The organism is Microbacterium testaceum (assembly GCF_001476655.1).
Lineage (GTDB): Bacteria > Actinomycetota > Actinomycetes > Actinomycetales > Microbacteriaceae > Microbacterium > Microbacterium testaceum_C.
The window spans coordinates 1-11,134 of record NZ_LDRT01000042.1; the positions used below are offsets into that span (position 1 = coordinate 1).

The 11,134-nt window shown below is 71.0% G+C and carries 11 protein-coding genes; 8 read left to right on the forward strand and 3 right to left on the reverse strand.

Going from position 1 to position 11,134, the window contains the following annotated elements:
• Positions 1–66 precede the first annotated feature (66 nt).
• Positions 67–471 (reverse strand): hypothetical protein, encoded by a 405-nt coding sequence (locus tag NS220_RS07125; RefSeq protein WP_058623400.1) that lies wholly within the window; start codon positions 469–471, stop codon positions 67–69.
• A gap of 78 nt (positions 472–549) precedes the next feature.
• Here NS220_RS07125 and NS220_RS07130 point away from each other — a divergent pair, with 78 nt between their 5' ends.
• The 4 genes from NS220_RS07130 (at position 550) to NS220_RS07145 (ending at position 3,965) form a co-directional block, all read left to right on the forward strand.
• Entirely contained in the window at positions 550–1,713 is a 1,164-nt protein-coding gene (locus tag NS220_RS07130; RefSeq protein ID WP_153004197.1) for an acyl-CoA dehydrogenase family protein, read from the forward strand.
• On the forward strand, positions 1,713–2,984 hold the full coding sequence (locus NS220_RS07135; RefSeq protein WP_058623401.1) for a DUF445 domain-containing protein: 1,272 nt from the start codon (positions 1,713–1,715) through the stop codon (positions 2,982–2,984). Before NS220_RS07130 ends, NS220_RS07135 begins: the two co-directional genes overlap by 1 nt.
• Positions 2,985–3,021: 37 nt before the next feature.
• Positions 3,022–3,372: a gamma-glutamylcyclotransferase family protein gene (locus tag NS220_RS07140; protein WP_058623392.1), complete on the forward strand. Its 351-nt coding sequence runs from the start codon at positions 3,022–3,024 to the stop codon at positions 3,370–3,372.
• A 128-nt stretch (positions 3,373–3,500) separates the two neighbouring features.
• Positions 3,501–3,965 carry a SixA phosphatase family protein gene (locus NS220_RS07145; protein ID WP_058623393.1) on the forward strand — a complete coding sequence of 155 codons (465 nt, stop codon included), beginning with the start codon at positions 3,501–3,503 and terminating at the stop codon, positions 3,963–3,965.
• 27 nt (positions 3,966–3,992) lie between these two features.
• On the opposite strand, the gene hutH is transcribed toward NS220_RS07145, so the two are convergent.
• Complete coding sequence (gene hutH, locus NS220_RS07150) at positions 3,993–5,522, reverse strand: histidine ammonia-lyase (protein ID WP_058623394.1); 1,530 nt, start codon at positions 5,520–5,522, stop codon at positions 3,993–3,995.
• A 61-nt stretch (positions 5,523–5,583) separates the two neighbouring features.
• Between hutH and NS220_RS07155 the strand changes: the two genes are divergently transcribed.
• Positions 5,584–6,357 (forward strand): IclR family transcriptional regulator, encoded by a 774-nt coding sequence (locus NS220_RS07155; protein ID WP_058623395.1) that lies wholly within the window; start codon positions 5,584–5,586, stop codon positions 6,355–6,357.
• A gap of 135 nt (positions 6,358–6,492) precedes the next feature.
• Here NS220_RS07155 and NS220_RS07160 read toward each other — a convergent pair whose 3' ends face one another.
• Positions 6,493–7,491, reverse strand: coding sequence for a LacI family DNA-binding transcriptional regulator (locus NS220_RS07160; protein WP_058623396.1), 999 nt, complete (start codon positions 7,489–7,491; stop codon positions 6,493–6,495).
• A 186-nt stretch (positions 7,492–7,677) separates the two neighbouring features.
• On the opposite strand from NS220_RS07160, the gene NS220_RS07165 reads away from it, so the two are divergent.
• The 3 genes from NS220_RS07165 to NS220_RS07175 are packed head-to-tail and all read left to right on the forward strand — an operon-like array spanning position 7,678 to position 10,978.
• Entirely contained in the window at positions 7,678–8,928 is a 1,251-nt protein-coding gene (locus NS220_RS07165; RefSeq protein WP_058623397.1) for a sugar ABC transporter substrate-binding protein, read from the forward strand.
• A gap of 5 nt (positions 8,929–8,933) precedes the next feature.
• Positions 8,934–10,067 (forward strand): carbohydrate ABC transporter permease, encoded by a 1,134-nt coding sequence (locus NS220_RS07170; RefSeq protein ID WP_058623398.1) that lies wholly within the window; start codon positions 8,934–8,936, stop codon positions 10,065–10,067.
• Entirely contained in the window at positions 10,064–10,978 is a 915-nt protein-coding gene (locus NS220_RS07175; RefSeq protein WP_058623399.1) for a carbohydrate ABC transporter permease, read from the forward strand. The genes NS220_RS07170 and NS220_RS07175 overlap by 4 nt, the downstream gene beginning before the upstream one ends.
• The last annotated feature ends 156 nt before the right edge of the window (positions 10,979–11,134 follow it).

Genomic DNA, 11,134 nt, shown 5'->3' on the forward strand with positions numbered 1-11,134 from the left:
CGCACGGTCCGCACCGCACGGTCCGCACCGCACGGACGGCCCCGCCCAGACGGCCCCGCCCGTCGCTCACTGGATCCGACGAAGCAACTCCAGCACGGCGAGCGCATAGGCGTCCGCGGGTTCGGGGTGCTCGAACACCACGCTCGCCCCGCCGACCGCGATCTCCACCTCGTATGTGTCGGGCAGACGCCGGAGCGAACGGAAGGCGCTGCGCAGCATCTCGCGCAACTGCGACTCCGACGGCAACCACAGCGCGTCCTCGGTCGCCACGGAGTCCAGCGCCCACTCGGTGGTGCCGTTGAACGCGAGGATCCGCCCCGTCGGATAGTCCCGCGGCTCCACCGTCATCTCGCTGACCGTGAAGACGTCCGCGTCGAATTCGGGCTCATCGAGCTGGAAGCGGTCGCCGGATCGCGGATGCCACACCAATCCCGCTTCACGAAGGGCCAGGGCCATCTCGGTCGAGATCATGGCATCCATTCTGCGGGGCGGTGGGGACACTCGGGCCGGGAGACCCCGCGGCCCACCGACGACGACAGAATGGATGCCATGACCACCCCGTTCGATCCGGCTCGGTTCCTGCCCGACGACCTGCTCGCGCGCATCCGCGAGCGGGCCGTGACGCACGATCGCGACAATACGTTCCCCCAGGACGACCTCGACGAGCTGCGGGCGGCGGGTTACCTCGGCATCCTGGTCCCCACCGCCCGCGGAGGCGCAGGACTCACCCTGGCGGAGGCATCGATCCTGCAGCAGCGCCTCGCGGGCGCGGCACCGGCAACCGCCCTGGCGATCAACATGCACCTCGTGTGGACGGGTGTGGCGAAGGTGCTGCAGGATCGCGGCGTCGACGACCTCGCGTTCGTGCAGCGCGGCGCGGCCGCGGGCGAGGTGTTCGCGTTCGGCATCAGCGAGGCGGGTAACGACCTGGTGCTCTTCGGCAGCGACACCGACGCGCAGCCCGAGGGCGACGGCGGGTACCGCTTCACCGGCACCAAGATCTTCACGTCGCTGGCACCCGTCTGGGACCATCTCGGCGTGCACGGACTCGACACCACGTCGGCGGACGCCCCGCGAATGGTGTTCGCGTTCCTCGATCGCACCGACGCGGTGGTCACGCGCGACGACTGGGACACCCTCGGCATGCGGGGCACGCAGAGCCGAACGACCGAACTCCACGGTGCCGCCGCCCCCGCCGACCGGGTCGTCCGTCGTCTCGCGCCGGGACCGCAGCCCGACCCGCTCGTGTTCGGGATCTTCGCGGTGTTCGAGATCCTGCTGGCCTCGGTCTACACGGGCATCGCGCGGCGCGCGCTCGACCTCGCCGTCGAGACCGCGCAGTCCCGCCGTTCCAAGAAGAGCGGCACGACCTACGCGAACGACCCCGACATCCGCTGGCGGATCGCCGACATGGCGCTCGCGTACGACGCCCTCCCGCCGCAGCTGGCCGCGCTCAGCACCGATGTCAACACCCTGGCCGATCACGGCGGGCGCTGGTTCTCGCTGCTCGCCGGGGTGAAGCATCGCGCCGTCACCACGGCCAAGGCCGTCGTCGACGACGCGCTCCTCGTGGGCGGAGGGTCGACGTACTCCGCCCACAGCGAGCTCAGCCGGCTCTACCGCGACGTGATCGCGGGGATGTTCCACCCCTCCGACCCCGAGTCCGCGCACTCGGCCGCGGCCACGGCGTGGCTCGGACCGGTGTCCGCGTGATGGCCCGCACCCCCACGGCGCAGCTGAGCCCGGCCGATCAGGAGCGCCGCCGCGCGCTCGCGCGCATGAAGGGGGTCGCCCTCGGCGCCCTGATCGGGATGGCCGTGATCTTCGCCGTCGCGTTCGCCTTCCAGCGGGATGTCACGTGGCTGCAGTACGTCCGCGCGGCGGCCGAGGGCGGCATGGTCGGCGCCCTCGCCGACTGGTTCGCGGTGACGGCTCTGTTCCGGCATCCGCTCGGCCTGCCCATTCCACACACCGCGATCATCCCGCGCCGCAAGGACGAGATCGGTCGCCAGCTCGGGGAGTTCGTCGAGACGAACTTCCTCGAGGGCGACGTCGTGCGCACCAAGCTCGAGTCGACGCCGCTCGCGGCGCGGGCCGGGGCGTGGCTCGCCGAACCCGCACACGCCGAACGCCTCGCCGCCGAAGGGGCGACGCTGGCGACGAGCGTGCTGCGCGCCCTGAGCGACGAGGACGTACAGGGTCTCATCGAAGACCTGGCGCGAGAGCATCTCCTCTCCCCCGACTGGGGTCCGTCGGTGGGCGGATGGCTCGAACGCGTCGTGGGTTCGGGGGCACATCACGGTGCCGTCGACCTCGCGTTCGACAACATCGCCGTCTGGCTCGGCAACAACCGCGAGGTGTTCCAGGGTCTGGTGTCCCAGCGTCTGCCCGCGTGGGTGCCGAGCCTCGCCCTGCGGCTGGTCGACGACACGATCTACCGGGAGGCCGTCAGCTTCGTCGACGCCGTCCGCGCCGATCCGCGCCACCAGGCGCGCGGGGCGATCGACGGTTACCTGGCCCGACTCGCCGACAATCTGCAGCACGACCCGTCCACGATGGTGCGCCTCGAAGAGGCCAAGGCCGCCGTGTTCGACAGCCCGCGGGTGCGTCACCTCGCCGCCGATGCGTGGAACACCGCCAAGACCGGCCTGCTCAGCGCCCTCGCCGATCCCGACAGCGCCCTGCGCCGGCGGGCGACGGCGGCCCTCGCCGAGGTGGGCGTTCGCCTTCAGAACGACGAGACCCTGCAACGCCGCGTGGACGGATGGGTCATCGACGCCGCCGTTTTCGTCGTCGGCCGGTACCGGCACGACATCGCGTCGATCATCACCGACACCGTCGAGAGATGGGATGCCGAGGAGACCACCGAGAAGATCGAGCTCATGGTCGGCCGCGACCTGCAGTACATCCGCCTCAACGGCACCATCGTCGGGGCTCTCGCGGGTCTCGCGATCTTCACGATCGCGCACCTCTTCTGGGGCTGACCTCCCGGGCGCGCGCGGGGATCGATAGCCTGAGCGCGTGAGCGACGATCCGGGCCGGGAGCTCCTCTTCTCCTACGGGACGCTGCTGCTGCCCGAGGTGCAGCTGGACACGTTCGGCCGCCGCGTGGCGAGCGACGAAGACGTCCTCCCCGGCTATCGACTCGAGTGGACCGACATCGACGACGAACGCGTCACCGCGCTGTCGGGACTCGGCGCGCACCCGATCCTGCGCCGCACGGGCGATCCGCGCGACCGCGTGTTCGGGCGGGTGCTCGAGCTCTCCTCCGACGAGTTGGACGCGGCGGACGAATACGAGGTCTCGTTGTACCGGCGAACGTCCGCGGTCCTGTCCAGCGGCCGCGAAGCCTGGGTCTACGTCGGCGTCTGAGAGCCCCTGCACGCCGAACGCGTCGCGCGCCACCCCCGGCGCGATGTCGGAGGCCGACGATATCGTTGTCGACGGTGGAATGCGGGCGACGACTCGGACCCGCGGCACCGGCGTGACGCGGAGGAACGATGATCCAACTGGTGCTGGCGCGGCACGCGAAGTCCGACTGGGCCGACGAGGGACTCGCCGACCACGACCGACCGCTCAACGAGCGGGGTCGACGCGATGCTCCCCAGGTCGCGCGCGCGGTGAGCCGGAGGGGCGTTCGTCCCGAAGTGCTGCTGTCCAGCACGGCCCTGCGCGCGGCGACGACCGCCGAGATCTTCGCCGCCGAGTTCGAGGTCGAGGTCACGCAGCGCGCCGACCTCTACCTCGCCGACCCGCCGCAGCTCCTGGCCGCCGCGCGCGAGGCCGGGGCGAACGAGGTGATGGTGGTCGCGCACGACCCCGGGATGAGCGCGCTCGTCTCGCGTCTCGCCGACCGCGACGTGCGAATGGTCACGTGCGCCGTCGCGATCTTCACGTGGCATGAGGGCACGTGGGACGACGTGGATGCCACAGCGCCCGACGAGTTCGAGCTGCTGACGCCGTAGCCCCCGGACGTCTCTCGGGAACACCCCTCACACCGCCGCGCGCGCGACCCGGGCGACCTCCCCCGACGTCACCAGCTCGGTGACCGCCTCGATCTCGGGCGACACGAACCGGTCGGGGCCGGGACCGTCGACACGCGTGCGCACGAGCTCGCGCACCGCTCCGGTGGCCGCTGCCGGCTGCAGCGGGGCGCGCAGGTCGAGGGCGCGGCATCCGGTCATCACCTCGATCGCGAGGACACGCGCGAGGCCGTCGAGCGCCCGGCGGAGCTTGCGCGCCGCAGCCCATCCCATCGAGACGTGATCCTCCTGCATCGCGCTCGAGGGAATGGAGTCCACCGACGCGGGCACGGCGAGGCGCTTGAGCTCCGACACGATGCCGGCCGCGGCGTACTGCGCGATCATCAGTCCGCTGTCGACTCCGACCTCGTCGGCGAGGAAGGGCGGCAGGCCGTTGCTGCGGGCCACATCGAGCGCGCGGTCGGTCCGTCGCTCCGACATGGATGCCACATCCGCCACCGCGATCGCGAGGAAGTCGAGCACGTACGCCACCGGCGCACCGTGGAAGTTGCCGTTCGACTCGACCCGACCGTCCACCGTGACGACGGGATTGTCGACCGCGGAGGCGAGTTCGCGCTCGGCGACCGTCACGGCGTGCGAGAGCGTATCGCGCGCCGCGCCGTGCACCTGGGGCGCGCAGCGCAGCGAGTACGCGTCCTGGACGCGCGTGCATTCGGGACCGCGGTGACTCGCGACGATCGGCGAGCCGGCGAGGAACGCGCGCAGGTTCGCCGCCGAGGCCGCCTGACCGTGCTGCGGACGCAGGGCCATGAGGTCGGCGGCGAACACGGCATCCGTCCCCAGCTGCGACTCGACGGAGAGCGCGGCGGCGACGTCGGCGGTCGTCAGGAGCGTCTCGAGGTCGTGCAGGGCGAGCAGCAGCATGCCGAGCATTCCGTCGGTGCCGTTGATGAGGGCGAGGCCCTCTTTCTCACGCAGACGCACCGGTTCGATCCCCGCCGCGGCGAGCGCCTCTCCCGCGGGTCGCGCGCGCCCGTCGACGTCGCGGACCTCCCCCTCGCCCATGACCGCGAGCGCCACGTGCGACAGGGGGGCGAGGTCACCCGAGCAGCCGAGGGAGCCGTATTCGCGGACGATCGGGGTGATGCCCGCGTTCAGCAGCGCCGCATACGTCTCGACCACCAACGGCCGCACGCCCGTCCGCCCGGTTGCGAGGGTCTGCAGGCGCAGGAGCATCAGGGCACGGATCACCTCGCGCTCGACCTCGGCCCCCGTGCCGGCGGCGTGCGAGCGGACGAGGCTCGCCTGCAGTTGCGCGCGGCGGTCCTCGGCGATGAAGGTCGTCGCCAGCGCCCCGAACCCGGTCGAGATGCCGTAGTGCGGCTGCGGGTCGTCCGCGAGGCCTTCGATGAGCGCACGCGTGTCGGCGACCTGCCGCAGGGCGTCGGCGGCGACCTCGACCCGCGCATCGTGCCGGGCGACGGCGACGATGTCGCTCGGGTGAAGGGGGCGTGTTCCGACGGTGATGCTCGTGCTCATACGCCGATTCCATCGCGTCGAGGGTCGCGGAACGGCGGGGATCTGGCATCCTGTGTCTGTCATGCCAGACAAACCTCGCCCGCAGGTTCCCGCCGCCGACCAGACGCTGCGGATCCTCTCGCTGCTCGCGCGCCAGCCCGGCCCGATCGCCGCGCAGACGATCGCCACAGCCCTGGGCATTCCCCGCTCGAGCACCTATCACCTGCTCGCGACGCTCGAAGAGCACGGCTACGTCGTGCACCTGCCCGGCGATCGACGGTGGGGGCTCGGCACCGCGGCCTTCGAACTCGGCGGCGGGTACGCGCGCCAGCAGCCGCTGGCGCGACTCGGACGGCCCCTGCTCGCCGCCCTGTCGGATCGCGTCGGCGAGAGCGCGCACCTCGCCGTGCTGGTGGGGCGCGACGTGCTGTACATCGTCGAGGAGCGCGCGCCGCGGCGCCCCGCCCTCGTGACGGATGTCGGCGTGCGCCTTCCCGCCCATCTCGCCGCCACCGGCCGGGCGATGCTGTCGGCGCTCCCCCGTTCGCAGGTGCGGGCGCTGTATCCGGATGCCACGGCCCTCACGCAGCGCACGGGCCTCGGTCCCACGACCCCCCGCGAACTGCGCGAGCTGCTGCGGGCCGTGCGCGCCGCGGGCTACGCCAGTGAGGACGGCGAGGTGACGCCCGGGTTCCGCTCCGTGGCCGCGCCGGTGCTCGACCACGCCGGATGGCCCGCCGCCGCGGTGGCGATCACGTGGCCGGCCGACGGACCCGCCCGCGATGCCGAGGCGCTGGCGTCAGCGGCATCCGGAACCGCCGCCGAGCTCGCCCGCCGTATCGGCGGGCACGCCTGACGCGCGGTGCGGGACAGCGGACCCCGAGTCCTCCCCTTGAGCGTCCGAAACACCCGCACGAATGGCGAGAATGTCCGTGTTGTGGACACTCAACGGCGTTTCGAGCCCACCCGCGAGCCGGAGAGCCGCACCGTCTCAGCGCACCACGAGCCGCGGCTCCACCAGCACGTGGGCTGCCCCCGCGACCGCGGCGCGCGGGGCGACCACCGTCCCGTTCTCCCCCATGAGCAGATCGAGGGCTCCGGATGCCACGCGCTCGGGCAACTGCTCGACGCTCGAGAGGCCGAGCGCCTCGGCCGCGGGTGTGTTGTCGAAGCCGACGATCGTGATGTCGTCGCGACCGGCGAGGGTGACCGCGAGGTGGGCGCCGATCGCGAGGGAGTCGCTCGCGCAGACGATACCCGTGACGCCCGGGTCGGCGGCGAGACCGGCGGCGACGACGTCGCGCGCCGCCCCCACGTTCTCTTCGACGACCCAGCGCGGACCCTCGGGTGCCCTCTCCCGCCAGCCCCGCTCGCGCTCGTCGCCCGTGCCCGATCCCCCCGGCCAGCCGAGGAAGGCCACGCGCCCGTTCCCGCGCCCGAGCGCGTGCGCGGTCGCCGCCCGCGTCCCCGCCGCGCCGTCGACGTCGACCCAGAGGTGCGCGGGGGCTTCGACGTCGTCCTCGCCCCAGGGCCGTCCGAACGAGACGAACGGCAGATTCCGCGCGGTCAGCCAGCCGGTACGCGGGTCGCCGTGGAAGGTGCCGGTGACGACGACGGCATCCACTTCTCCCCCCTCGAGAAGGTCGCCGAGCCGGGCGATCTCTTCCTCGGGCGTGCGCGCCGCGTAGAGGAGCACGCGCATGTCGCGTTCGCCGGCGCGCTCGGTGAGGGCGTGCACGAAGCGGTCGAGGACCACGCCGGAGATCCCCCCGGCGTACGGGTCGAGATGGATGCCGATGGTCGAGCTGCGGCGGGTGCGCAAGCGCCGTGCGGCCGCGTGCGGGCGATAGCCCAGTTCGGCGATGGCCGCTTCCACGCGTTGTCGCGTCGCTTCCTTCACGATGTCGGGGGTGTTCACCACGTTCGACACGGTCTGTCGCGAGACCCCCGCGATCCGGGCGACATCGTCGACGGTGGGCGCTTTCGCCACGCGGCCTCCCTCGCTCGTCGGCTCCGGCGGCACGCGCCACCAGACCGTCAGCCTAAGCGGCGGAACAACCGCTTGACAGGCGCGACCGTCGTTTCGTACCTTTGTCAGACCCGAGTTTGAACGTTCAAACTTTGCTCTCCGTCCACGAACGGAGGGGTCGCATGCCTCATCGAAGGAGAGAGACACATGACACGGCACACCCCCATCCGCCGCGCGCGAGGCTGGCTCGGAGCCGCCGCGCTCCTCACCACCGGCGCCCTCGCCCTCACCGCCTGCGGCTCGGGATTCACCGACGCGCCCGGCGAGGGTCAGGCCTCCGGAAGCGGAAAGCTCAGCATCCTCATCGGTTCCTCCGGCGACGCCGAGACCAAGGCCGTCACCGACGCCGTCGCCGCGTGGAGCGAGAAGTCCGGCGTCCCGGCCGAGGTCCAGACCGCCAACGACCTCCCCCAGCAGCTCTCGCAGGGCTTCGCCGCGGGTTCCCCGCCCGACCTCTTCTACCTGGCACCCGAGGCCCTCGCCGGATACGCGGCGAACGGGTCGATCGCGGCCTACGGCGACGATCTCGCGAACAAGAGCGATTTCTATCCCTCGCTCGTCGACAACTTCACCGTCGACGGAAAGTTCTTCTGCGCCCCCAAGGACTTCTCAACCCTGGCACTCATCATCAACACCGACCTGTGGTCGGCAGCGGGACTCACGGATGCCGACATCCCCACGACGTGGGACCAGTTGGCATCCGTCGCCCAGAAGCTGACCACCGACGGGCGCGTGGGCCTGGCGTTCGGCGCCGAGTACCAGCGCGTGGGCGCGTTCATGGCGCAGGCGGGCGGCGGACTCGTCACCGACGGCAAGGCCACGGCCGACAGCTCCGCGAACGTCGAGGCGCTGACCTACGTGAAGACCCACCTGAACGACGGCAGCTTCGCCTTCGCCTCCGATGTGGGAGCCGGCTGGGGCGGCGAAGCCCTCGGCACGCAGAAGGCCGCGATGGTGATCGAAGGCAACTGGATCACCGGCGCCATGAAGGCCGACTACCCCGACGTGAAGTACAAGGTGGCCGAGCTCCCCGCCGGCCCCGGGGGCAAGGGCACCCTGCAGTTCACGAACTGCTGGGGCCTCGCCGCCGACAGCGGCAACCAGGAGCAGGCGCGCGACCTGGTGCAGTACCTGACGAGCACCGACCAGCAGCTGGCCTTCTCGAAGGCGTTCGGCCCGATGCCGTCGATCCAGTCGGCCGCCGACGCGTGGTCGCAGGCCAACCCCGACCAGACCGCGTTCCTTGCCGGTGCGCAGTACGCCCAGTTCCCGCCGAACATGGCCGGAGCCGCCGACGTCATCACCGACTTCAACGCCCAGCTGGAGTCGTTGAAGACCGGCGACCCCCAGGCGCTGCTGAAGACGGCGCAGTCCAACCTCGAGGCCATCGTCAAGTAATCGACATGAGCGCTCTCTCCACCGCGTCTCGCCGCGCCGGATCCTCCTCCTCGGGGATCCGGCGCGGCGAGGCCGCCGCCGGCTGGCTGTTCACCGCGCCCGTGCTGATCATCCTGGGCGTGTTCCTGCTCGTCCCCGTGCTGATGGCGCTGTGGGTGAGCTTCTCGGACTGGACGGGGCGCGGCAGCCCCTTCTCGTCGAACGTCGGCTTCGTCGGTCTCGACAACTACGCCGCCGTCACGACCGGCGGCGGGCTCGCCGAGCGCGACTTCGGCACGGCCCTTCGCAACAACGCCTGGTACGTGCTGCTGGTCGTGCCGCTGCAGACGGCGCTCTCCCTGTTCCTCGCGGTGCTCGTCAACCGCGCGATCCTGCGCGGACGCGGCTTCTTCCGCACCGCGTTCTACTTCCCCTCGGTCACCAGCTCCGTGGCGATCACCGTCCTCTGGCTGTTCCTCTTCTCCTCCTCGGGCGCGATCAACGAGGTGCTGTCGTGGCTGGGCGTCAACGGCCCCAACTGGTTCAGCGACCCGTCCGGCGTCGTCCACAATCTGCTCGCCGCCGTCGGGGTCACCAGCGGCCCCGCTTTCCTGACCGGGAACACCCTGCTCGGCGTCTCGTGGTGGGACTGGCTCGCCGGCCCCTCGGTCGCGATGTCGGCGTTCATCCTCATGGCCGTCTTCACCACGTCGGGCACGTTCATGCTGCTCTTCATCGCGGGCCTGCAGAACATCGGCGGCGACGTGCAAGAGGCCGCCATGATGGACGGCGCGAACGGATGGCAGCGCTTCTGGCGCGTCACGCTCCCCCAGCTCAAGCCGGTGCTCTTCACCGTGCTGACCCTGGGACTCATCGGCACGTGGCAGGTGTTCGACCAGATCTACACGGGCACCCAGGGCGGGCCGGGGAAGACGACGCTCACCCCGGCGTACCTCAGCTACTCCTCTGCCTTCCTCTCCCAGCAGTGGGGCCAGGGAGCGGCGATCGCGTTCGTGCTGTTCGTCATCATCGTCGCCCTGACGATTCTGCAGCGCTTCGTCCTGCGCGACCGCCCGGTCTCGCGCCGCCGCATCCGGCAGTACGAGGTGCCGGCCACCGCCCGGAGAGCCGCCGCAACCGCGAAGGGAGGCACGCGATGACCGCCACGGCATCCCCGCGAACGACCCTGCTCGCCGAGCAGCGGCTCGACGGTCCCGCGCGCCCCGCGAAGCACCGCCTATCGCGCAAGACGCTCGGCTGGCAGATCGGTCTGTACACCCTCCTCGTCGTCCTCGCGCTCATCTACATCTATCCGTTCCTCGTCCAGGTGGCGACGTCGTTCAAGACGGATGCCGCAGCCGCGGCCGATCCGATCTCGCTGACGCCGCAGCCCTTCACGTGGGCCGCGTACGAACGGCTGTTCCTGAACTCCGACTTCCCCGTCTGGTTCGGCAACTCCGTCGTGGTGACGGTCTTCGTCACCGCGGGGCGGGTGTTCTTCAACTCCCTCGCCGGCTACGCGCTCGCCCGTCTGCAGTTCCGCGGTCGCGGGATCGTGTTCGCCGGCCTCATCGCCGTCATGGCCGTTCCCACCGTGGTGCTGCTGATCCCGAAGTTCCTCGTCATCAACCAGCTCGGCATCTACGACTCGTACGCCGGCATGATCCTGCCCCTGCTCGTCGACGCCGCGGGCGTGTTCATCATGAAGAACTTCTTCGAGTCGATCCCCCCGTCCGTCGAGGAGCAGGCGCGCATCGACGGAGCCGGCACGTTCCGCATCTTCTGGTCGGTGGTCCTGCCGATGGCGCGCCCCGCGCTCATCACCATCGTGATCCTGTCGTTCCAGGGATCGTGGAACGAGCTGAGCCACTTCGTCATCTCCACCCAGTCCCCCGAACTCACCACCCTGACCAAGGGCGTCGCCTCGCTCGCGAGCGGACAGCTCAGCCAGGGCAGCCAATTCCCCCTCAAGCTCGCGGCCGCGGCCATCATGACGATCCCCGTCGCCGTGGTGTTCTTCATCTTCCAGCGCCGCATCATGAACGCCAGTGAAGGAGCCGTCAAAGAATGACCACCGCCCCCGCCACCTCGACGACCGGGACGACCACCGAGACCACTCCCCTGCAGCCCCTGCTCGACGACGCGGTGATCGTGCTGCGCGCCCCCACCCAGGTGTGGTCCGACACCACGGGCGACATGGGTGCCGCCCCCGTGCACGGGGTCTACC

What these genes read in the sequence shown, in the direction of transcription:
- NS220_RS07155 (WP_058623395.1), top strand. Translation starts at nt 5,584, where the DNA reads ATGCCAGACAAACCTCGCCCGCAGGTTCCCGCCGCCGACCAGACGCTG.
- NS220_RS07165 (WP_058623397.1), top strand. Translation starts at nt 7,678, where the DNA reads ATGACACGGCACACCCCCATCCGCCGCGCGCGAGGCTGGCTCGGAGCC.
- NS220_RS07145 (WP_058623393.1), top strand. Translation starts at nt 3,501, where the DNA reads ATGATCCAACTGGTGCTGGCGCGGCACGCGAAGTCCGACTGGGCCGAC.
- NS220_RS07170 (WP_058623398.1), top strand. Translation starts at nt 8,934, where the DNA reads ATGAGCGCTCTCTCCACCGCGTCTCGCCGCGCCGGATCCTCCTCCTCG.
- NS220_RS07135 (WP_058623401.1), top strand. Translation starts at nt 1,713, where the DNA reads ATGGCCCGCACCCCCACGGCGCAGCTGAGCCCGGCCGATCAGGAGCGC.
- hutH (WP_058623394.1), bottom strand. Translation starts at nt 5,522, where the DNA reads ATGAGCACGAGCATCACCGTCGGAACACGCCCCCTTCACCCGAGCGAC.
- NS220_RS07125 (WP_058623400.1), bottom strand. Translation starts at nt 471, where the DNA reads ATGATCTCGACCGAGATGGCCCTGGCCCTTCGTGAAGCGGGATTGGTG.
- NS220_RS07175 (WP_058623399.1), top strand. Translation starts at nt 10,064, where the DNA reads ATGACCGCCACGGCATCCCCGCGAACGACCCTGCTCGCCGAGCAGCGG.
- NS220_RS07130 (WP_153004197.1), top strand. Translation starts at nt 550, where the DNA reads ATGACCACCCCGTTCGATCCGGCTCGGTTCCTGCCCGACGACCTGCTC.